Source organism: Limnohabitans sp. TS-CS-82, assembly GCF_002943475.1.
Window position 1 is genome coordinate 51519 of record NZ_PTQX01000011.1, and the last position, 20146, is coordinate 71664.

The following is a 20146-nucleotide window of genomic DNA, read 5'->3' on the forward strand; positions in this document are numbered from 1 at the left end:
TGTGTGAGGGAAGAGGGGTTAACCACCGATGTAGCTCATCTCCACGCGACGCACCGCAGGGGCGTTGTCGGCGGGTAAGCTGGCTCGGAGTTCGGAATAGCGGTCGTCGCGGCGGTGCCAAATGTGGCCGATGGCCGAGGCGAGTTGGTCGTCGGTGGCGCTGTCTTGGCGCATCAGGGTACGCAAGTCATAGCCTTGGGTGGCAAACAAGCACAGGTAGAGCTTGCCTTCCGTGGACAGACGTGCGCGGTTGCAATCGCTGCAAAACGCTTGGGTCACGCTGCTGATGACGCCGACTTCGCCCAAGCTTGGGTCGAACTGACCGGCTACGTTGGCGTAGCCCCAACGTTGCGCGGTTTCGCCGAGCGCGCTGGCTTCAAGCGGCACCAAGGGGAATTCTTGTTGCAGCTTGGCAATCACGTCTGCAGAGGGCAGCACATCGTCCATGCACCAACCGTTGGTGGCGCCCACATCCATGTACTCGATGAAGCGCAGCGTGATGCCGCTGCCGCGAAAGTGGCGTGCCATCGGCAAAATTTGGTCAACATTGGTACGGCGTTTGACCACCATGTTGACTTTGAGACCACTCAAGCGGCCCTGTGCGTCGAGTCCAAGGCCGGCGGCTTTGGCGGCTTCGATGCCTTCCAACACATCGGCCACCGGAAAGTCGACGTCGTTCATTTGACGGAACACAGCGTCGTCTAAACCATCCAGGCTGACCGTCACGCGGTTCAGGCCAGCGTCTTTGAGTTGCTGGGCTTTGCGTTTGAGCAAGGAGCCGTTGGTGGTGAGGGTCAGGTCGAGTGGTGTGCCGTCAGGGGTGCGAATGTTGGCCAGTTGTTCGACCAAGATTTCTAAGTTTTTACGCAGCAGTGGCTCGCCGCCTGTGAGTCGAATTTTGCGCACGCCGTGGGCTACAAAAATGTGGGCAAGGCGTGTGATTTCTTCAAAGTTCAACAAGCTGCTGTGCGGCAAATACGCGTAGTCTTTGTCGAACACCTCTTTGGGCATGCAGTAGTTGCAGCGGAAATTACAACGGTCTGTCACGCTGATGCGCAGATCGTGCAAGGGGCGACCCAAGCTGTCGCTCAACAAGCCGAGGGTGGCAATGGGCTGTGCAGGCACAGTGGCCACCAAGGCTTGGAGCCGTTGATCGACTAAGGGAATAACGCGTTCAGACATGGCCGTGATTTTGCCTGATTGGCGATAACCCTTGCGCGAGAGACGCGGTGGAGACAGCGACTCGGGATAACCATGACCGAAGGGTTCAGGTACAGATCTCAGAATCACGGCATGTCTGAATCCATCATCTTAGAAACCCGTGAATTGGTGAAAGAGTTCAAGGGCTTCGTCGCCGTCAACGGTGTGAACCTGTCGGTCAAGCGTGGACAAATTCATGCCTTGATTGGTCCTAACGGCGCGGGTAAAACCACGGTCTTTAATTTGTTGACCAAGTTTTTGATCCCTACGCGGGGTCAGATTTTGTTCAACGGCAAAGACATCACCTCCGACAAACCCGCGCAAGTGGCGCGCATGGGCTTGGTTCGGTCGTTTCAAATTTCGGCAACATTCCCTAATTTGACAGTGCTTGAAAACGTGCGTGTGGCGCTGCAACGTGCCACGGGTTTGTCGATGCACTTTTGGCGCTCTGAGCGCGTGTTGCATCAACTCAACGACCAAGCCATGGCTTTGTTGAACGAAGTGGATTTGCATGACATGGCCGACATCACGGCGGTTGAGTTGCCTTATGGCCGCAAGCGCGCTTTGGAAATTGCCACCACCTTGGCGATGAACCCTGAGCTGATGCTGTTGGATGAACCCACCCAAGGCATGGGCCATGAAGATGTGGGCCGAGTCACAGAATTGATTAAAAAAGTGGGCGCAAACCGCACCATTTTGATGGTGGAGCACAACATGAGCGTGGTGTCGAGCATTGCCGACACCATCAGCGTGTTGCAGCGCGGCCAAATCATTGCCGAAGGCCCTTACGCCGTGGTCTCGAAGAACCCCCAAGTGCTGGAAGCCTACATGGGCACCACCGACAACGAATTAGAGGGTGCCCATGTCTGAGCCTCAAGAGTTTTTGCGCGTTTCAAATTTGCACGCGTTTTACGGCGAGTCGCACATCTTGCATGGCGTGGACATGACCGTGAACCAGGGCGAGGTGGTGACCTTGCTTGGACGCAACGGTGCAGGGCGCACCACCACTGTTAAATCACTGCTAGGTTTGGTGGGGCGACGCACGGGGTCTGTGAAGATCAATGGCCAAGAAACCATCACTTGGGCACCGCACCAAATTGCACGCTTGGGGCTGGGGTATTGCCCAGAAGAGCGTGGCATTTTTTCAGCACTGACCTGTGAAGAAAACTTGCTGCTGCCCCCGGTAATTGCACCGAATGGCATGTCGGTGGACGAAATTTACGAGATGTTTCCCAACTTGTTAGAGCGCCGTGACAGCCCTGGCACGCGCTTGTCTGGCGGCGAACAACAGATGTTGGCGGTGGGGCGAATTTTGCGCACCGGAGCCAAGTTTTTATTGCTCGATGAAATTTCTGAAGGCTTGGCGCCCGTCATTGTTCAGACCTTGGCGCGCATGATTTTGGCGCTCAAGGCCAAGGGCTTCACCATCATCATGGTGGAGCAAAACTTCCGCTTTGCCGCACCGCTGGCTGATCGCTTTTACGTGATGGAGCACGGCCAAATGGTGCAAGGTTTTACCGCCGCAGAACTGCCTGACAAGATGGCCTTGCTGCATGAATACCTCGGTGTTTGATTTTTTCCTAGGAGACAACTTGATGAATCGCAAACTTATCGCAATGGCAGCCACTTTGGCCTGTGCTTTCACGGGCGCAGCGCAAGCGCAAATCTCAGACGGCATCGTCAAAATCGGTGTGCTCAACGACATGTCGGGCGTGTACTCTGACATCACGGGCCAAGGCTCGGTGACCGCCGCCAAGATGGCGGTGGAAGACTATTTGAAAGCGTCTAAAAGTGCGCTCAAAGTGGAAGTGGTCGGCGCCGATCACCAAAACAAACCTGACGTGGGTTCCAACATCACACGCCAGTGGTATGACGCCGACAAGGTTGACATGGTGGTGGACGTTCCCACCTCGTCAGTTGCTTTGGCGGTGAGCCAAATTTCCAAAGAAAAAGGCAAGATTCACGTCAACACAGGCGGCGCTACGTCAGACCTGACGGGCAAGTCTTGCAACGCCAACACCATCCATTGGCTGTACGACACCTACATGTTGGCCAACGGCACGGGCAAAGCGATTGTGAAAAACGGTGGCAACACCTGGTTCTTCTTGACCGCAGATTACGCCTTCGGCCAAGCCTTGGAGCGCGACACGGAGGCAGTGGTGGTGAAGAACGGCGGCAAGGTGTTGGGCAAAGTGCGCACACCATTCCCGACCCAAGACTTCTCGTCTTTCTTGCTGCAAGCGCAAGCATCCAAGGCCAAGATCATTGGCTTGGCCAACGCAGGCGGTGACACCACCAACTCGATCAAGCAGGCTTACGAGTTTGGCATCACCAAGGGTGGTCAAAACTTGGCCGGTTTGTTGGTGTTCTTGCCCGACGTGCACGCCTTGGGTCTGGAAAAAGCACAAGGCTTGTTGCTGACCGAGACCTTCTATTGGGATTTGAATGACAACACCCGTGCTTGGTCCAAGCGTTTTGCGGCCGCCAACAGTGGCAAGTACCCCTCGATGAACCATGCCGGCGTGTACGCCAGCGTGATCCATTACCTCAAAGCGGTCGATGCTGCCAAGACCGACGACGGCACCAAAGTCACCGCGCAGATGAAGACCTTGCCCACCGACGACGTGCTGTTTGGCAAAGGCACGATTCGCCAAGATGGCCGCAAGCTGCACCCTGCGTACTTGTTTGAAGTCAAGAAGCCTTCGGAATCCAAAGGCCCTTACGACTACTACAAGCTGATGGCGACCATTCCAGCGGACGAAGCTTTCCGACCATTGTCTGAAAGCGACTGTCCTTTGGTGAAAAAGTAAAACGAAACTGAGCAAGTCGAACGCACATCATGGAAATTTTTGGCATTCCCTCCCAAGCCCTGTTTGGGCAGTTGTTGATCGGACTGATTAACGGTTCGTTTTATGCGCTGCTCTCACTGGGTTTGGCTGTGATTTTCGGCTTGCTGAACATCATCAACTTCACCCACGGCGCGCAGTACATGCTGGGCGCTTTTGTGGCGTATTTGGGCCTGAGCAAACTGGGGCTCAATTACTGGGTGGCGTTGGTGGTGACGCCGGTTTTGGTGGGCGCGACGGGCGTGGTGATTGAACGCACCATGCTGTCGCGGCTCTACAAACTCGACCACTTGTACGGCTTGCTGCTGACGTTTGGTTTGGCCTTGATCATTCAAGGTTTGTTTCGCAATGAATTTGGTTCCTCGGGCATGCCTTATCCGGTGCCCGAGGTGTTTCAAGGCGTGTTCAATTTGGGCTTCATGTTTTTGCCCAAATACCGCGCTTGGGTGATCGTGGCGTCCGTGGTGGTGTGCTTCTCGACGTGGTACGTGATTGAGCGCACCAAGCTGGGCGCTTATTTGCGTGCGGCGACCGAGAACCCCAGTTTGGTTCAGGCCTTTGGCATCAACGTGCCGCGCATGATCACCTTGACCTACGGTTTTGGCGTCGGCTTAGCCGCTTTGGCTGGCGTGATGGCTGCGCCTATTTACCAAGTGAACCCAATGATGGGCGTGGACATCATCATTGTGGTGTTTGCGGTGGTGGTGATTGGTGGCATGGGCTCCATCATGGGGGCGATCTTGACGGGCTTTGGCCTCGGCTTGGTGGAGGGGTTGACCAAGGTGTTCTATCCCGAAGCGTCTAACACTGTGATTTTCGTCATCATGGCCATCGTGCTGTTGATCAAGCCCGCAGGGCTCTTTGGTACCCAAAAGTAAGACTCCCATGCGCAACCCTTCGCTTTCTGCTGCTCCTGTCCAATCGATGACGCATCAATGGGTGGCGTTTGCCATCATGGTGCTGGCATTTGCCATTGCGCCGATTTGGATTTATCCCGTCTTCTTGATGAAGGTGATGTGCTTCGCCTTGTTTGCTTGCGCGTTCAACTTGTTGATTGGGTTTGGTGGTTTGCTGTCTTTCGGTCACGCCATGTTCTTAGGCACCGCAGGCTATGCCGCCGCCCATGCGGCCAAGGTGTGGGGCTGGAACCCTGAGTGGGCGGTGTTGTTTGCCACCGCGTGTTCGGCGTTGCTGGCGGTGGTGACGGGGCTGTTGGCCATTCGTCGCCAAGGCATTTACTTCGCCATGATCACCTTGGCGTTGTCGCAAATGGTGTTTTTTGTGTATTTGCAAACCCCGTTCACGGGCGGAGAAGATGGCATTCAAGCGGTGCCGCGCGGTCAATTGTTTGGTCTGTTTGATTTGTCGAACAACACCGCGATGTACATGTTTGTGATGGCCATTTTCTTGATCGGTTTTGCCATGATTTGGCGCATCGTGCATTCACCGTTTGGCCAAATTTTGAAAGCCATTCGCGAGAACCAAGACCGCGCGATTTCGTTGGGTTACGACACCGACCATTACAAATGGGTCGCGTTCATCATGTCGGGCGCGATTGCGGGCATGGCAGGTGCCACCAAGTCGTTGGTGTTTCAACTCGCGTCGCTGACCGATGTGCATTGGTCCATGTCAGGCGAGGTGGTGTTGATGACGCTGGTGGGTGGCTTGGGCACTTTGTTTGGCCCCGTGCTGGGCGCCGCGGTGATTGTGTCGATGCAAAACTATTTGGCCCATTTGGGCGCTTGGGTGACCATCATCCAAGGCTTGATCTTTGTGATTTGCGTGATGGCGTTTCGACGCGGCATCATTGGCGAGATTGCCAACTGGATCAAGAAACCGCTTTGACACCTGCCCTCACCGGCGGTGAGACCTCATGAAAAAACCGCCTAGGCGGTTTTTTCATTTGTTTCAGCCTGTTCAGCGGATGAATTGTTTGACGTAATCTGCGCCTAAGCCGACGGCTTCAAAGTGGGCACGGTATTTCTCGATGCGGGTGAACACATCGTCATAGCCGGTGGCGTTGCCTTGGGTGTCGACGTACATCAGCGAGCCATGGACGGTGAACATGGTGACCATGTCTTGGCAATCGTCGGGCACCACCAAGGTGTGGGTTTCACCCGGTGGCTCAAACACATAGCTGCCTTCTTCGGCGACCCAGTCGTGCTCTAAATACAGCCATTTGCCACGCAACACATGGGCGTGCACTTGACCGGAATGGCGGTGGCGCTGCAAAAGGCCTGAGCGCTTGACTTTGAGCAAGTGGATGTAAAAACCGCCCGACACGTTCAAATGCAGTGGTCGCGACCAAATGCCGGGCGCGACAGGCGCCCACAGACGCTCGTCCGTGGTTTGCACGTCATGAATGACCATGTCGGGGGCCATGCCCCACGGTTGGGGTTTGGCGTAAGGCACGCGGTCATCTGCGGCGGGAGGTGCTGTGTTGGGCTGCGTCACGGTGGCTCCAAAAAGTGAAGGCTATACCTTATGGCAGGGGGTAGAGCTTGTCAGCCTAATGGGCGACAGCAGCCTTGACGGATTGCTTAATCCATAGGCAACTGATCGCGCAAGCCCCATGAAAGTAAAATCAGACCTAATCTTCGCTGTTTGTTTTAACTTTTCTAACGAGACACCATGTCCCTCAACAAAGTCACCCCCGGTAAGAACGTGCCAGAAACTTTCAACGTGATCATCGAAATTCCGATGAACGCTGATCCTGTGAAGTACGAAGTGGACAAAGAGTCCGGCGCGTTGTTCGTCGACCGCTTCATGGGTACCGCCATGCATTACCCCACCAACTACGGTTACGTGCCTCAAACCATCGCTGGCGATGGCGATCCCGTGGACGTGCTGGTCATGACCCCGTTCCCATTGCCACCCGGCGTGGTGGTGCCTTGCCGTGCGTTGGGCATCTTGATGATGGAAGACGAAGGCGGCTTGGACGGCAAAGTGTTGGCTGTGCCCACCGAGAAAATTTTGGCCCGTTACAGCAACATCCAATCGTTGGCTGATATCCATGATTTGCAGTTGCAGCAAATTTCTCACTTCTTCGAGCATTACAAAGACCTCGAAAAAGGCAAGTGGGTCAAGGTCAAGGGTTGGGAAGGTTTGGATTCCGCCAAGAAAGAAATCTTGGACGGCATCACGAACTACAACAACGCCAAGTAATTCCTGGCGCTGATGTGCAAAAGCCCGCCTCGGCAACGAGGGCGGGCTTTTTCATGTCCGTGTTCAAGCACGAGTGCGGTGTTTTATTGTGGCTCGTGGTGTTTGAAAGGGCTGCGTGCGGCCAAGTGGTCGAGGTAGCTGTCGACGCCTGCACGTTCGCGCTCTAAGAATCGTTCCACCGCATCGGCAAAAGCGGGATGCGCCAACCAGTGTGCGCTGTAGGTGGCCACAGGCATGAGGGCGCGGGCCATTTTGTGCTCGCCTTGAGCGCCGCCTTCAAAGCGCTGCACGCCGTTGGCGATGCACCAACTCAGGGGTTGGTAGTAGCAGGCTTCAAAGTGCAAACAATCGACGCGTTCTAAGGCGCCCCAATAGCGGCCGTAGGCGATGGGTTCGGGGCCGCCCAAGCCTTGAACCGCAATGAGGCTGCTGGCGATGGGCTGGCCTTCACGTTCGGCGATGCACATCACCCAGTTTTCAGGCATGTCGGTGTGCATGCGTTCAAAGAATTCACGACTCAGGTAGGGGGAGTTGCCGTGTTCGAGGTAGGTGCGTTCGTAGCAGCGGTAGAAGAAGTCCCAGTCGGCGGAGGGGATGGCCGTGCCGACTTGGGTGCGAAACACCACGCCCGCATCGGCAACGCGACGGCGCTCTTGGCGGATTTTTTTACGTTTCTCTTGCGACAGGCTGGCTAAAAAAGCCTCGAAATCGGTAAAGCCGTGGTTGTGCCAATGGAATTGCACGGTTTGTCGCTGCATCAAGCCCAGCGCGTCGCAGGCCACACGGTCGTTCGGGCTGTTGAACAGCAGGTGAAAGGAGGACAGTTCCAGCTGCTGGCACACCCCCACGACGGCTTCGAGCAGGGCTTGACGGGTTGTTGCGTCGACCGCGAGCAAGCGCGAGCCTGGCACAGGGGTGAAGGGCACGGCGCTGGTGGCTTTGGGGTAGTAATGCAAGCCGTGCTCGCCATAGGCATTGGCCCACGCCCAATCGAAGACGTATTCGCCGTAAGAGTGGTCTTTGAGGTAGAGCGCACAGCCTGCGATCAACGCCTCGTTGTGCCAGAGCGTGACAAAGCGCGGTGTCCAACCTGTGTCTGTTGTGGCGCTGCCGCTGCTGTGTAGGGCGGCCAAATAGGCGTGACGCATGAAGGGGGAGGGGACGTCTTGGCTTTGGTTCAAAGCGTCCCAAGCGGCGGCAGGGAGATCGCTGGGGTTGTCGAGCACGCGAATGACATAATCAGTCAGCTTTTTAGACATGTTTTTTTCGGACGGTGTTGCTTCTGCCATGACTCTCAAAATTTGCGTTGCTCAGTTGAATTTTGTCGTGGGTGACATGGCTGGGAATGCCCAAAAAATCATCCACTGCGCCCAAGAGGCTTACGCGCAAGGCGTACGTTTGGTGTTGACGCCAGAACTCTCTTTGTGCGGCTATGCGGCCGAAGATTTGTTCTTGCGCCCCTCGTTCATGGCGACGTGTGATGATGCCTTGAAAACAGTGTCCCATGCGCTGGCAGGTCTTGCCGGTTTGCATGTGGTGGTCGGGCACCCCACGGGCGAGAGCCACCGCACACGGTCTGTGTCGGTGCAGCAGCGCTTCAACATGGCGAGTGTGGTGTGCGAAGGTCGCGTGGTGGCCGCTTACGCCAAGCGCGAATTGCCTAATTACCAAGTCTTTGACGAGCGCCGTTACTTCACGCCGGGCAATGCGCCCTGTGTGTTTGAGGTGCAGGGCGTGCGCGTGGGTTTGCTCATTTGTGAAGACGCTTGGTTTGATGCGCCTGCCGCAGATGCCAAAGCGGCGGGGGCGGAGTTGTTGGCGGTGATCAACGCCTCGCCGTTCCATGTGGGCAAGGGGGATGAGCGCGAGCAAGCCATGCGTGGTCGCGTGCAAGCCACGCAATTGCCGTTGATTTACGCCCATTTGGTGGGGGGGCAAGACGAGGTGGTGTTTGAAGGGCGTTCATTCGCTTTGAACGCAGACGGTGGTTTGGCTGCACGCGCTCCGAGTTTTGAAGCGCGTCATTTCCACATCACGTACCTGGCTGGTGCGGGGGCTGCCTTGCAAGGCGAGGTGGTGCCTGAGGCGTCGCTGGAGTCTGATTTGTGGCACGCATTGGTGTTGGGCGTGCGAGATTACATTGGTAAAAACGGCTTTCCTGGTGCCTTGCTCGGCTTGTCTGGTGGCATCGATTCGGCTTTGGTGTTGGCGATTGCGGTGGATGCTTTGGGCGCCAACCGAGTTCGCACGGTGATGATGCCGTCGCCTTACACGGCCGAGATCAGCTGGGTAGATGCCCGTGACATGGCGCAACGCTTGGGTGTGCGCTACGACGAGGTGTCCATCGTGCCGGAGTTCGAGGCGTTTTTGGGCTCGCTCAAGGCCGACTTTGAAGGCACGCAACTCGACACCACCGAAGAGAACATTCAGGCCCGCATTCGCGGCACGCTGTTGATGGCCTTGTCCAACAAGTTTGGGTCTATCGTGTTGACGACGGGCAACAAGAGTGAGATGGCCACGGGCTACTGCACGCTCTACGGCGACATGGCGGGTGGTTTCGCGGTGATCAAAGATGTGGCCAAGACCTTGGTGTTCAAGTTGGCCCATTGGCGCAACGCGAATGACCCGTTTGGCACAGGCGCTGAGCCCATTCCAGAGCGCATCATCACGCGCCCGCCCAGCGCTGAGTTGCGCCCCGACCAAACCGACCAAGACAGTTTGCCGCCTTACGAGGTGCTGGACGAGATCGTGTCGCGCTTCATGGAGAACGACCAAAGTTCGGCCGACATCATCGCCGCTGGTTTTGCGCCCGCAGATGTGGAGAAAGTGACGCGTTTGATTCGCATCAACGAGTACAAACGCCGCCAGTCGCCGGTGGGCATTCGCGTGACGCATCGCAGTTTTGGCAAAGATTGGCGTTATCCTATTACCAACAAATTTCGCGCTTGATGTTCTGTTCAGAGCGTCGTGCGCAACCTCTCTTCATCTCGTTTTAAAGTTCAAGGAGCCTTCCCCATGAAGCAAATTACAGCAGTCATTAAACCGTTCAAACTCGAAGAAGTGCGTGAAGCGCTGGCGGAGTGCGGTGTGACAGGCTTGACCGTCACGGAAGTCAAAGGGTTTGGTCGCCAAAAGGGACACACCGAGTTGTACCGCGGTGCGGAGTATGTGGTGGACTTTCTGCCCAAGGTGAAGGTCGAGGTGGTGGTTAAGTCCAGCGATGTGGACAACTGTGTCGACGCCATCGTTCGCGCAGCCCGCACCGGCAAGATCGGTGACGGCAAAATCTTCGTCACGCCGGTGGAGCGTGTGGTGCGTATCCGTACCGGCGAGTTGGACGAAACTGCGATTTAAACGCGTCGCCCCAAATTAAAAGCCGCTGTCTGCAAAGACGGCGGCTTTTTTAATGGTTCTCGCGTGAAGCTTGGCGTTCAGATCGTGGCCAATTGAGGTTGGGGCGTGAAGCCCGCGGCTTGCACCAAGTCGCGCAACAGGGGTTGTGCTTGGTCGCCGGTACGGATTAAGTCCATTTGCCAGTCGCTCAAAAAGCCTTGGTCTACGCTGCTTTTGGCAAAGCTCAAAAGACCGTCGTAATAGCCTTGTGTGTTGAGCAAGCCAATGGGTTTGTCGTGGTAGCCGAGTTGGCGCCATGTCCAAACCTCAAAGAATTCTTCAAAGGTGCCAATGCCGCCTGGCAGCGCTAAAAACACATCCGCCCGTTCGGCCATCATGCGTTTGCGTTCGTGCATGGTGTCAACCACATGCAGTTCGTTGCAGGCGGTGCGCGTGTTTTCTTTGGGTTGAAGCGCTTTAGGAATGATGCCCACGACGCGACCGCCAGCATCTGCCGTTGCTTGCGCCACCAAGCCCATCAAGCCGTTGTTGCCGCCGCCGTAAACCAATTGCCCGTTGTGGCTGCCAATCCATTGGCCGACTTCGCGAGCGACGTGCGCGTAAATGGGTAGTGCGCCATCGCGTGAGCCGCAATACACACAGACTGAAAAAGCGGGGGTGTTGTTGTCAGTGGTCATGAGGCGATGACGTGGGTCCAAACTGCGCCAAACCAAACGCCCAAGCACAGCACCAAGCTCATCAGCACCGCAGCGCTGCCAATGTCTTTGGCGCGTTTGGCGAGCTCGTGCCACTCAGGGCCAATTCGGTCGATGGCCGATTCGATGCCTGTGTTGAGTAACTCGACAATCATGACCAAAAAGAGCACGCTGACGAGCATGGCAATTTCAAGCCATGTTTTGCCCAACCAAAATGCAGAAGGTACCAAGACAAAAGCGGCGATGGCTTCTTGGCGGAATGCTTTTTCAAACCAAGCTGCGCGTAACCCGCTGAGTGAGTAGCCAAAGGCATGAACGAGCCGATTAAGCCCTGTGCGTTGTTTTTGAGGGTTGACGTCCATATCGGTGACTTTAACGGCTCAGCGGTTCAGAGTGGATGAGCCGTGTGCCTGCCCAGATGTCGTGCCAAAACTGACCTTCTGGTTGAAAACGACTCAGCACGGCCCACACACACGCCCAGCCCAAAAGCAACCAGAGCGTTTCAGCACCAGACAGTGACAAGCCAGAGATCAATATCAAAGGCGGTAAAAACCAAACCCAGCTCAAGCAATAGCGCCATAAGGCACGGGCTTGTGTGAGTGCGTGTCCGGAGGTGTCGACCACTCTGATGCGCCAAGTTTTCATGGCTAAAGTTTGACCTTTGTGACCAAACCAAGTGAAGTAAATGCCAAAAATTAAAAAGAGAAAAGCTTGTAAACCGTGTCGGTTATCGAGAGCGTGTCGGGTTTGGCTTAGTGTGCTGAACAAGTAGCCCGCCATGAACATGACGGCGAACAGCAGCAAACCTTCGTAGATCCAACATGCCATGCGTCGACGCAAGCTAGGCGCGCGGAGTGCCGCGCCGGTTACCTCAAGATGCGCGCTCATTCGGGCGAAACCGTGCTTTCGGGAATGGGCGCGACGTCCGGTGCTGCACTGGTGGTGATGGGCAGCAAAGTGGCTGGCGCCACTTGATCAGAGGCAATACGCGGCAGTGCTTTGGTGTTGCTGGCAGCGGGGGGTGTTGTGATTTTTCCAGCCGCCACAGGCTTGACGGCGGGGGCCGCACCGATGACGGGTTTGGCGTGCTGAGCGGCTAGTTTTTGTCTCGCTTCGTCTGGCAGTGCCAAGTAGGCTTCCCACTTTGCGCGCTTGTCTTCTTGCAGCAATTGCTGGGCGTTGGCGAAGTTCAAGCGGGCCGCTGCGCGCTGTTGTGCGGTCAGTCCTGCCCATTCGCGCATGCGGCTTTGGATGGTGGCGCGCTCGTCGGCAGACAGTTGCGCAAAGTTTTGCGAGACGGCAAGCCATTTGCGTTTATGCGGCTCGGTCATCGATGGCCACAGCTGGACCAAGGGCGATAAGGCTTGTTGTTGTACCGATGAGAGCTCTTGCCACATTGGGCGGCTGAGCGTGGTGACTGTTGCCATCTGTGGCGCCGTGACTGCCGTGGTCTGCGCGGCACTCAAATTGCAAACACTGAACATGGCAAAGCCTGCCAACAAAGATGGCATGAAAAGCAACGAAAGCGGGCGCAACACAGGCATGGGGCTCGATTTACTCTTGTTTATCAAGAGCGATGGGGTTTTTGAGGAATTGAAGGAAGCCTGGATCTGCGTAGGCGGCTGGGGGCAGGTCATCGGTCAACAACACAGAATCGATTTCGGCCAATTCATTGGCACGATCGTCATCTAAAAGTGTAGAAATAAGTGCCAAACCAGCCACCAGCGCAATGAGGGGGAAGAATGAGGCCAAACGGCTCCACAGGTTCAGACCTTCGTCGCCAAAGTGAAGCAAGGCCGTTGCGTTTTGGCTGACCACGGCTTGACTGGTTTGCAATCGAGTTTGCGGGGTGAGGCGGGCTGCAACAGCGCGCGTACGTGCTGCGCGCAGTCGCTCGGTGATGTCGTGGGGCAAGTCCAGCGTGTCGGCACTGAGGCGCGCAGCGATGCGCTGCCCCAATTTGTCTTGAAGCGAAGGGCTGAATGTGTGTGTGGTCGTCATGGTTGAATTCCCTTTGCTTTGAGCGCTTTGCTGAGCGCTAGAACTGCACGCGAACAGTGCGTTTTGACACTTCCTTCTGAACATCCCATGGCAGCTGCCGTCTCAGCAACGTCGAGGTCCTCCCAATAACGCAGCAGGAAGGCTTCTCGTTGACGCGCTGGCAGATTTTGTATCTCTTCTTCAATATCTTCGACACGCGCTGTGCTGGAGAAATTATCTTCTGCGCTTTGTGTCGTTTGTGTGTCGTTGTCTGCGGCCAATGACTCTAAAAGGTCAAAGTCACCGTCCTCGCTGCCCGATTCGAAATCGCTGAAGTTGCTGAACAAGGCGCGTTTGGTTTTATTTCGGCGAAACCAGTCCAAGGTGGTGTTGGACAAAATCCGATGGAACAACATGGGCAGCTCGTTGGCGGGCTTGTCACCGTAATGTTCGGCAAGTTTCATCATGCTGTCTTGAACGATGTCAAGGGCCGCTTCATCGTCTCGAACGTGATAAACCGAGCGCTTGAAGGCTCGTTTTTCTACGCTGCGGAGGAAGTCGGAAAGTTCTTTTTCTGAGGCCACGAAGGACAGTGTTCAAGATGAGACGGGCGCGATTATGTCACTTGCTTCATGTCTGCGTCGATGTGTTGGCCGATTGTGGGCGTCGCTTGATGCCATAATCGTGGGCTGCAATTCGACAAAAAATAGGCAAACGGGTCTGGGTCCGACGCAATCACTCATGCGTCCATGGCTGAAGGCCTCAAGTTTCGACGCTGCCCCACAAGGGTTCGCCAAGAAGCACCCCGGGTTTTTCGTTGACGAAATTCACTAAGGTTAATCATGAATACTTCCAATGCGGATAAAAACTCCGCCACAGCCTTGAACGGGCAATCGCAGGAGCTGATGGGCTCTGAGATTCTCGTGAAAGCGCTTCAAGCTGAGAGCGTTAAGTACGTCTGGGGCTATCCCGGCGGTGCCGTTCTCTATATTTACGATGCTTTGTACAAGCAAGACACCATTCAGCATGTGCTGGTTCGCCACGAGCAAGCTGCGGTTCATGCGGCTGATGGCTATGCGCGCGCCACAGGCGATGTCGGCGTTGCCCTTGTCACGTCGGGCCCTGGTGCGACCAACGCCGTGACGGGTATTGCCACGGCTTACATGGACAGCATTCCGATGGTGATCATCACCGGTCAAGTGCCCACGCATGCGATTGGTTTGGATGCATTCCAAGAGTGCGACACCATTGGCATCACACGTCCGATCGTCAAGCACAACTTTTTGGTGAAAGACGTTCGCGATTTGGAAATCACGCTCAAGAAAGCGTTTCACATTGCCCGCAGCGGTCGCCCAGGCCCTGTGGTGGTGGATATTCCAAAGGATGTGTCTTTCAACAAGACGACTTACGAAGGCTATACCGCCGACGTACAAATGCGTTCTTACAACCCTGTGCGCAAAGGCCACGGCGGTCAAATCCGTAAAGCGCTGCAGTTGTTGATGGCCGCAAAGCGCCCCTACATCTACACCGGTGGTGGTGTGTTGTTGGGCAATGCGTCGCAAGAACTGCGCACCTTGGTTGACATGTTGGGCTACCCCTGCACCAACACCCTGATGGGCTTGGGCGCTTACCCATCCAGTGATCCCAAGTTCTTGGGCATGCTGGGCATGCACGGCACGTTGGAAGCCAACAACGCCATGCAAAACTGCGATGTTTTGTTGGCCGTGGGCGCGCGTTTTGACGACCGCGTGATTGGTAACCCCAAGCACTTCGCGCAGAACGAACGCAAGATCATTCACATTGACATTGACCCTTCGAGCATTTCCAAGCGCGTGAAAGTCGACATCCCCATCGTTGGCGATGTCAAAGACGTGTTGGTCGAGATGATCGAGATGATCAAAGAGTCGGGCCTCAAGCCAGATTCACACGCCTTGGGCGGCTGGTGGGAAACCATTGATGCATGGCGCAAGCGCGATTGCATGAAGTACGACCGCGAGAACACGACCGTGATCAAGCCACAGTACGTCATCGAAACCTTGCACAAAATGACCAAGGGCACGGACACCTACATCACCTCTGACGTGGGTCAGCACCAGATGTGGGCCGCGCAGTACTACGGCTTTGACGAGCCACGTCGCTGGATCAATTCGGGCGGTCTGGGCACCATGGGCGTGGGTATCCCTTATGCCATGGGCATCAAGTTGGCCAAGCCCGACAGCGAAGTGTTTTGTGTGACGGGCGAAGGCTCGGTGCAAATGTGCATTCAAGAACTGTCTACTTGCTTGCAATACAACACGCCAATCAAGATCATGGCGCTGAACAACCGTTACCTCGGTATGGTGCGCCAGTGGCAAGAGATCGAATACTCGGGCCGTTACAGCCACAGCTACATGGACGCGCTGCCTAACTTCGTGAAGTTGGCCGAGGCCTACGGCCATGTGGGCATGTTGATTGAGCGTCCCGAGGATGTCGAGCCCGCGTTGCGCGAAGCACGCAAACTCAAAGATCGCACGGTGTTCATGGACTTCCGAACCGACCCCACCGAGAACGTGTTCCCGATGGTCAAGGCAGGTAAGGGCATCACCGAAATGCTGTTGAACAGCGAAGATTTGTGATCAGGGAGAACAAGACATGAAACATATCATTTCCCTGATGCTCGAAAACGAACCCGGCGCACTCTCGCGTGTGGTGGGTTTGTTCTCTGCCCGTGGTTACAACATTGAGTCGTTGACCGTGGCGCCTACCGAAGACGCCAGTTTGTCACGCATGACCATCCAAACCCACGGTTCAGATGACGTCATTGAGCAAATCACCAAGCACTTGAACCGCCTTATTGAAGTGGTCAAAGTGGTTGATTTGACCGAAGGCCCTTACACCGAGCGCGAGTTGATGATGGTCAAAGTTCGCGCGGTGGGCAAAGAGCGTGAAGAGATGAAGCGCATGGCGGATATATTCCGTGGCCGCATCATTGACGTGACGGAGAAGAGCTACACCATTGAGTTGACGGGCGATTTGACCAAGAACGACGCGTTCTTGGAGGCGATCGACCGCAGCGCAATTCTTGAAACTGTTCGCACGGGCGCTTGTGGCATTGGCCGCGGTGAGCGCATCTTGCGCGTTTGATTTTTAACCCCTTTCAAAAGATTTTTTAGGAGAGACCATGAAGGTTTATTACGACAAAGACTGTGACTTGAGCCTGATCAAAGGCAAAACCGTGGCCATCATCGGCTACGGCTCACAAGGCCACGCCCATGCACAAAACTTGAACGACAGCGGCGTCAAAGTCGTCGTTGGTCTGCGCAAAGGTGGCGCATCTTGGGACAAAGTCGGCAAAGCCGGCTTGACCGTGATGGAAGTCAACGATGCAGTGAAAGCCGCTGACGTCGTCATGATCTTGTTGCCCGACGAAATGATTTCTGAGGTCTATGCCAACAACGTGGCCCCTCACATCAAGCAAGGCGCTTCATTGGCTTTTGCCCACGGCTTCAACGTGCATTACAACCAAGTCGTGCCACGCGCTGACTTGGATGTGTGGATGGTGGCGCCTAAGGCCCCTGGTCACACCGTGCGTAACACGTACACCCAAGGTGGCGGCGTGCCTCACCTCGTGGCCGTGCATCAAGACAAGAGCGGCAAGGCCCGCGACTTGGCTTTGAGCTACGCCATGGCTAACGGTGGCGGCAAGGCTGGCATCATCGAAACCAACTTCAAAGAAGAAACAGAAACCGACTTGTTCGGTGAACAAGCCGTTTTGTGCGGTGGCGCGGTTGAATTGGTGAAGATGGGCTTTGAGACTCTGGTCGAAGCTGGTTACGCCCCTGAAATGGCTTACTTCGAGTGCTTGCACGAGTTGAAGCTGATCGTTGACTTGATCTATGAAGGCGGCATCGCCAACATGAACTACTCGATCTCGAACAACGCCGAATACGGCGAGTACGTGACCGGTCCTGAAGTGATCAACGCACAAAGCCGTGAAGCCATGCGCAACGCTTTGAAGCGCATTCAAGACGGCGAATACGCCAAGATGTTCATTCAAGAAGGTCGCTTGAACTACCCAAGCATGACCGCACGCCGTCGCAACACTGCCGATCACCAGATCGAAGTGGTGGGTGGCCAATTGCGCGCCATGATGCCTTGGATTGCCAAGAACAAATTGGTTGATCAAACCCGCAACTAAGCTTCGCTTGTTTGCATGAACAAAGGCCACTTCGGTGGCCTTTGTCATTCATGGGGACGGCGCCATTTCGAGCGTGCTAGCCCTTACACTCAACGTCTACTTTTCGGAGCAAGACTCATGTCAGATTTACACGATAGCGCTGAGGAATACGTGCCTCGCAAACCGCGCAAAGGCATTTATGTGTTGCCTAATTTATTTACCTTGGCGGCTTTATTTGGTGGCTTTTATGCCATCGTGATGGCCATGAATGATCGCTTTGAAATGGCCGCCATTGGTGTGTTTTGCGCCATGGTGCTAGACAGCTTAGATGGCCGTGTGGCCCGCATGACCAATACCCAAAGCGCCTTCGGCGAACAAATGGACTCTTTGGCCGACATGGTGTCGTTTGGTGCGGCGCCTGCTTTGATTTCTTACGAATGGGCCTTGAAAGGGGCCGGGCGTTGGGGCTGGATGGCTGCCTTTGTCTACATCTCTTGTGCAGCTTTGCGTTTGGCCCGTTTCAACGTGAACACCGCTGTGGTGGATCGTCGCTTTTTTCAAGGTTTGCCATCGCCCGCTGCGGCAGCGTTGGTGATGGGCTTTATCTGGGTGATGAATGACATGGGCTACAAAGGCGAAGAGGTCATGTGGCCGATGTTCGCCATGTGCTTGTATTCCGGCTTGACCATGGTCACCAACGTGCCGTTTTACAGTTTCAAAGACGTGCAAATGAAGAAAAGTGTGCCGTTCGCTGTCATCGTGATGCTGGCTTTGGTGATTGCGGTCATCAACATTCATCCCCCCATTGTTTTGTTTGCTTTGTTCATGTTTTATGGCTTGAGTGGCTACGCGCTGTATGCGTGGCGCCGAGCAAAAGGGTTGCAAACCAGTGTCATCAGCATGTCTACGGATGAGCCTGATGAGCAAGGTTTACACAAATGAGACAGGGAACGGGTTTGGCTTTGTGCTAAATTCGAGTCATGCAAAATTTTTCGCTGACACTACTGCTTCTATCCCCCAACGGGCGGAGTTGGTAGCGCACGCGCAATCCCAAACAAGGCCCGTATGCACCTGCAGCGGGCCTTTTGCTTTGGGGTCGATCAACACGTTGCAAGTTTTCTCAAGTTTTTAGGAGTTCTGACCATGACCGACAAGCTCATCATTTTTGACACCACCTTGCGTGACGGCGAACAATCGCCCGGCGCCTCCATGACGCGCGACGAAAAATTGCGCATTGCTCGCCAGTTGGAACGTCTGAAAGTCGATGTGATTGAAGCCGGTTTTGCCGCCAGTTCGAATGGCGACTTTGAAGCGGTGCAAGCGATCGCTAACGTCATCAAAGATTCCACCATTTGTTCATTGTCTCGTGCCAATGACCGTGACATCAGCCGTGCTGCCGAGGCATTGAAGGGCGCCAATAGTGCTCGTATTCATACCTTCATCGCCACGTCGCCATTGCACATGGAGAAGAAGTTGCGCATGTCGCCTGAGCAGGTGTTGGAGCAGGCCAAACAATCGGTGCGTTTTGCGCGTAATTTGGTGGGTGACATTGAGTTCAGCCCTGAAGACGGCTATCGCAGCGAGATGGACTTTCTCTGCCGCGTGATCGAAGCGGTGATTGCCGAAGGTGCCACCACCATCAACGTGCCTGACACGGTGGGTTACGCCGTGCCAGAGCTGTATGGCAATTTCATCAAGACCTTGCGTGAGCGTGTGCCTAACAGCGACAAAGCCATTTGGTCGGTGCATTGCCACAACGACTTGGGCATGGCGGTTGCCAACTCTTTGGCCGGTGTGAAGATTGGTGGAGCGCGTCAAGTGGAGTGCACGATCAACGGTTTGGGCGAGCGCGCGGGCAACTGCTCGCTGGAAGAAATTGTCATGGCCGTTAAAACGCGCAAAGACTATTTTGATTTGTCCATGGGCATTGATACCAAGCAAATCGTGGCAGCCAGCCGCATGGTGAGCCAAACCACGGGCTTTGTGGTCCAACCCAATAAGGCCGTGGTCGGTGCCAATGCCTTTGCGCATGCCTCTGGCATCCATCAAGACGGCGTGCTCAAGGCGCGTGACACCTACGAAATCATGCGAGCAGAAGATGTGGGCTGGAGTGCCAACAAAATTGTGTTGGGCAAACTCAGTGGCCGCAACGCCTTCAAGCAACGCTTGGAAGATTTGGGTGTGCAGATGGAGAGCGAAAGCGACACCAACACCGCATTTGCCAAATTCAAAGAGTTGGCCGACCGTAAGAGCGAGATTTTTGACGAAGACATTTTGGCTTTGGTCAGTGAAGAAAGCGTGATTGCCGATAAGGAGCAATTCGCGTTCGTGTCTTTGTCGCAGCACAGTGAAACAGGTGAGCGCCCACATGCCAGCGTGGTCTTTACCGTTGCAGGCAAAGAGGTGCGCGGTGACGCGGATGGCAATGGCCCCGTCGATGCCTCGCTCAAGGCGATCGAGTCTCATGTCAAGAGCGGTGCTGAAATGGTCTTGTATTCGGTCAATGCCATCAGCGGCTCCACCGAAAGTCAGGGCGAAGTGACGGTTCGTTTACAAAATAGTGGTCGTGTGGTGAACGGTGTGGGTTCTGACCCCGATATCGTGGTGGCCTCGGCTAAGGCATACTTAAGTGCGCTGAATAAGCTCCAAAGTAAGTCGGATCGCGTTGCAGCGCAAGGCTAAGTTGTACGGAACTTAACTTCTTATCAGTTATCTCATGTAAATCGCGCAAGTCTTTGATCTTGCGCGAT

The 20146-nt window shown here is 55.2% G+C and carries 22 protein-coding genes; 13 read left to right on the forward strand and 9 right to left on the reverse strand.

Features of this window, described 5'->3' with window-relative positions; translation table 11 throughout:
- Window positions 1-18: 18 nt before the first annotated feature.
- Window positions 19-1182 (reverse strand): GTP 3',8-cyclase MoaA, encoded by a 1164-nt coding sequence (gene moaA, locus C5F52_RS19610; RefSeq protein WP_104800185.1) that lies wholly within the window; start codon window positions 1180-1182, stop codon window positions 19-21.
- A 111-nt stretch (window positions 1183-1293) separates the two neighbouring features.
- Between moaA and C5F52_RS19615 the strand changes: the two genes are divergently transcribed.
- From C5F52_RS19615 to C5F52_RS19635, 5 genes are read left to right on the forward strand one after another with little or no spacing between them, the layout of a single operon-like run.
- Complete coding sequence (locus tag C5F52_RS19615) at window positions 1294-2070, forward strand: ABC transporter ATP-binding protein (RefSeq protein ID WP_104800049.1); 777 nt, start codon at window positions 1294-1296, stop codon at window positions 2068-2070.
- Window positions 2063-2773, forward strand: coding sequence for an ABC transporter ATP-binding protein (locus tag C5F52_RS19620; RefSeq protein ID WP_104800050.1), 711 nt, complete (start codon window positions 2063-2065; stop codon window positions 2771-2773). The genes C5F52_RS19615 and C5F52_RS19620 overlap by 8 nt, the downstream gene beginning before the upstream one ends.
- Window positions 2774-2795: 22 nt before the next feature.
- Window positions 2796-4010, forward strand: a complete 1215-nt coding sequence (locus C5F52_RS19625; RefSeq protein ID WP_104800051.1) for an ABC transporter substrate-binding protein — start codon at window positions 2796-2798, stop codon at window positions 4008-4010.
- Window positions 4011-4039: 29 nt separating this feature from the next.
- Window positions 4040-4924, forward strand: coding sequence for a branched-chain amino acid ABC transporter permease (locus C5F52_RS19630; protein ID WP_104800052.1), 885 nt, complete (start codon window positions 4040-4042; stop codon window positions 4922-4924).
- Window positions 4925-4970: 46 nt separating this feature from the next.
- A complete protein-coding gene (locus tag C5F52_RS19635) occupies window positions 4971-5891 on the forward strand; it encodes a branched-chain amino acid ABC transporter permease (protein WP_201747063.1) in 921 nt (306 codons plus the stop codon).
- A 72-nt stretch (window positions 5892-5963) separates the two neighbouring features.
- Here C5F52_RS19635 and C5F52_RS19640 read toward each other — a convergent pair whose 3' ends face one another.
- Window positions 5964-6428, reverse strand: coding sequence for a 2,4'-dihydroxyacetophenone dioxygenase family protein (locus C5F52_RS19640; protein ID WP_201747064.1), 465 nt, complete (start codon window positions 6426-6428; stop codon window positions 5964-5966).
- 249 nt (window positions 6429-6677) lie between these two features.
- On the opposite strand from C5F52_RS19640, the gene ppa reads away from it, so the two are divergent.
- Entirely contained in the window at window positions 6678-7211 is a 534-nt protein-coding gene (ppa, locus tag C5F52_RS19645; RefSeq protein WP_104800055.1) for an inorganic diphosphatase, read from the forward strand.
- Between the two features lie 83 nt (window positions 7212-7294).
- Here the strand turns inward: ppa and C5F52_RS19650 are convergent, their stop codons facing one another.
- Complete coding sequence (locus tag C5F52_RS19650) at window positions 7295-8470, reverse strand: GNAT family N-acetyltransferase (protein ID WP_104800186.1); 1176 nt, start codon at window positions 8468-8470, stop codon at window positions 7295-7297.
- Between the two features lie 28 nt (window positions 8471-8498).
- On the opposite strand from C5F52_RS19650, the gene C5F52_RS19655 reads away from it, so the two are divergent.
- Together C5F52_RS19655 and C5F52_RS19660 are read left to right on the forward strand one after the other, a co-directional pair.
- Window positions 8499-10160, forward strand: coding sequence for an NAD+ synthase (locus tag C5F52_RS19655; RefSeq protein ID WP_104800056.1), 1662 nt, complete (start codon window positions 8499-8501; stop codon window positions 10158-10160).
- A 66-nt stretch (window positions 10161-10226) separates the two neighbouring features.
- Complete coding sequence (locus tag C5F52_RS19660; protein ID WP_104800057.1) at window positions 10227-10565, forward strand: P-II family nitrogen regulator; 339 nt, start codon at window positions 10227-10229, stop codon at window positions 10563-10565.
- 77 nt (window positions 10566-10642) lie between these two features.
- On the opposite strand, the gene C5F52_RS19665 is transcribed toward C5F52_RS19660, so the two are convergent.
- The 6 genes from C5F52_RS19665 to C5F52_RS19690 are packed head-to-tail and all read right to left on the reverse strand — an operon-like array spanning window position 10643 to window position 13824.
- Complete coding sequence (locus tag C5F52_RS19665) at window positions 10643-11242, reverse strand: TIGR00730 family Rossman fold protein (RefSeq protein WP_104800058.1); 600 nt, start codon at window positions 11240-11242, stop codon at window positions 10643-10645.
- Window positions 11239-11622 carry a diacylglycerol kinase gene (locus C5F52_RS19670; RefSeq protein WP_104800059.1) on the reverse strand — a complete coding sequence of 128 codons (384 nt, stop codon included), beginning with the start codon at window positions 11620-11622 and terminating at the stop codon, window positions 11239-11241. Before C5F52_RS19670 ends, C5F52_RS19665 begins: the two co-directional genes overlap by 4 nt.
- A gap of 10 nt (window positions 11623-11632) precedes the next feature.
- Window positions 11633-12148 carry an RDD family protein gene (locus tag C5F52_RS19675; RefSeq protein ID WP_104800060.1) on the reverse strand — a complete coding sequence of 172 codons (516 nt, stop codon included), beginning with the start codon at window positions 12146-12148 and terminating at the stop codon, window positions 11633-11635.
- Window positions 12145-12771, reverse strand: a complete 627-nt coding sequence (locus C5F52_RS19680; protein ID WP_161499742.1) for a DUF3106 domain-containing protein — start codon at window positions 12769-12771, stop codon at window positions 12145-12147. The genes C5F52_RS19675 and C5F52_RS19680 overlap by 4 nt, the downstream gene beginning before the upstream one ends.
- Before the next feature lie 43 nt (window positions 12772-12814).
- A complete protein-coding gene (locus C5F52_RS19685; protein WP_104800062.1) occupies window positions 12815-13261 on the reverse strand; it encodes a DUF3619 family protein in 447 nt (148 codons plus the stop codon).
- Complete coding sequence (locus C5F52_RS19690; RefSeq protein ID WP_104800063.1) at window positions 13258-13824, reverse strand: RNA polymerase sigma factor; 567 nt, start codon at window positions 13822-13824, stop codon at window positions 13258-13260. Before C5F52_RS19690 ends, C5F52_RS19685 begins: the two co-directional genes overlap by 4 nt.
- A gap of 258 nt (window positions 13825-14082) precedes the next feature.
- Between C5F52_RS19690 and C5F52_RS19695 the strand changes: the two genes are divergently transcribed.
- From C5F52_RS19695 to C5F52_RS19715, 5 genes are all read left to right on the forward strand, one after another.
- Complete coding sequence (locus C5F52_RS19695; RefSeq protein ID WP_104800064.1) at window positions 14083-15855, forward strand: acetolactate synthase 3 catalytic subunit; 1773 nt, start codon at window positions 14083-14085, stop codon at window positions 15853-15855.
- 16 nt (window positions 15856-15871) lie between these two features.
- Window positions 15872-16363, forward strand: a complete 492-nt coding sequence (ilvN, locus tag C5F52_RS19700) for an acetolactate synthase small subunit (RefSeq protein ID WP_104800065.1) — start codon at window positions 15872-15874, stop codon at window positions 16361-16363.
- Window positions 16364-16400: 37 nt separating this feature from the next.
- Window positions 16401-17417, forward strand: a complete 1017-nt coding sequence (ilvC, locus tag C5F52_RS19705) for a ketol-acid reductoisomerase (protein ID WP_104800066.1) — start codon at window positions 16401-16403, stop codon at window positions 17415-17417.
- Window positions 17418-17534: 117 nt separating this feature from the next.
- Window positions 17535-18338, forward strand: a complete 804-nt coding sequence (pssA, locus tag C5F52_RS19710) for a CDP-diacylglycerol--serine O-phosphatidyltransferase (protein WP_104800067.1) — start codon at window positions 17535-17537, stop codon at window positions 18336-18338.
- 201 nt (window positions 18339-18539) lie between these two features.
- Entirely contained in the window at window positions 18540-20078 is a 1539-nt protein-coding gene (locus C5F52_RS19715; RefSeq protein WP_104800068.1) for a 2-isopropylmalate synthase, read from the forward strand.
- Window positions 20079-20146 lie beyond the last annotated feature (68 nt).

Excerpts from the sequence above, each read along its gene's own strand:
- moaA (WP_104800185.1), bottom strand. The coding sequence starts at position 1,182 with ATGTCTGAACGCGTTATTCCCTTAGTCGATCAACGGCTCCAAGCCTTG.
- C5F52_RS19615 (WP_104800049.1), top strand. The coding sequence starts at position 1,294 with ATGTCTGAATCCATCATCTTAGAAACCCGTGAATTGGTGAAAGAGTTC.
- C5F52_RS19620 (WP_104800050.1), top strand. The coding sequence starts at position 2,063 with ATGTCTGAGCCTCAAGAGTTTTTGCGCGTTTCAAATTTGCACGCGTTT.
- C5F52_RS19625 (WP_104800051.1), top strand. The coding sequence starts at position 2,796 with ATGAATCGCAAACTTATCGCAATGGCAGCCACTTTGGCCTGTGCTTTC.
- C5F52_RS19630 (WP_104800052.1), top strand. The coding sequence starts at position 4,040 with ATGGAAATTTTTGGCATTCCCTCCCAAGCCCTGTTTGGGCAGTTGTTG.
- C5F52_RS19635 (WP_201747063.1), top strand. The coding sequence starts at position 4,971 with ATGACGCATCAATGGGTGGCGTTTGCCATCATGGTGCTGGCATTTGCC.
- C5F52_RS19640 (WP_201747064.1), bottom strand. The coding sequence starts at position 6,428 with ATGGCCCCCGACATGGTCATTCATGACGTGCAAACCACGGACGAGCGT.
- ppa (WP_104800055.1), top strand. The coding sequence starts at position 6,678 with ATGTCCCTCAACAAAGTCACCCCCGGTAAGAACGTGCCAGAAACTTTC.
- C5F52_RS19650 (WP_104800186.1), bottom strand. The coding sequence starts at position 8,470 with ATGTCTAAAAAGCTGACTGATTATGTCATTCGCGTGCTCGACAACCCC.
- C5F52_RS19655 (WP_104800056.1), top strand. The coding sequence starts at position 8,499 with ATGACTCTCAAAATTTGCGTTGCTCAGTTGAATTTTGTCGTGGGTGAC.
- C5F52_RS19660 (WP_104800057.1), top strand. The coding sequence starts at position 10,227 with ATGAAGCAAATTACAGCAGTCATTAAACCGTTCAAACTCGAAGAAGTG.
- C5F52_RS19665 (WP_104800058.1), bottom strand. The coding sequence starts at position 11,242 with ATGACCACTGACAACAACACCCCCGCTTTTTCAGTCTGTGTGTATTGC.
- C5F52_RS19670 (WP_104800059.1), bottom strand. The coding sequence starts at position 11,622 with ATGGACGTCAACCCTCAAAAACAACGCACAGGGCTTAATCGGCTCGTT.
- C5F52_RS19675 (WP_104800060.1), bottom strand. The coding sequence starts at position 12,148 with ATGAGCGCGCATCTTGAGGTAACCGGCGCGGCACTCCGCGCGCCTAGC.
- C5F52_RS19680 (WP_161499742.1), bottom strand. The coding sequence starts at position 12,771 with ATGCCATCTTTGTTGGCAGGCTTTGCCATGTTCAGTGTTTGCAATTTG.
- C5F52_RS19685 (WP_104800062.1), bottom strand. The coding sequence starts at position 13,261 with ATGACGACCACACACACATTCAGCCCTTCGCTTCAAGACAAATTGGGG.
- C5F52_RS19695 (WP_104800064.1), top strand. The coding sequence starts at position 14,083 with ATGAATACTTCCAATGCGGATAAAAACTCCGCCACAGCCTTGAACGGG.
- ilvN (WP_104800065.1), top strand. The coding sequence starts at position 15,872 with ATGAAACATATCATTTCCCTGATGCTCGAAAACGAACCCGGCGCACTC.
- ilvC (WP_104800066.1), top strand. The coding sequence starts at position 16,401 with ATGAAGGTTTATTACGACAAAGACTGTGACTTGAGCCTGATCAAAGGC.
- pssA (WP_104800067.1), top strand. The coding sequence starts at position 17,535 with ATGTCAGATTTACACGATAGCGCTGAGGAATACGTGCCTCGCAAACCG.
- C5F52_RS19715 (WP_104800068.1), top strand. The coding sequence starts at position 18,540 with ATGACCGACAAGCTCATCATTTTTGACACCACCTTGCGTGACGGCGAA.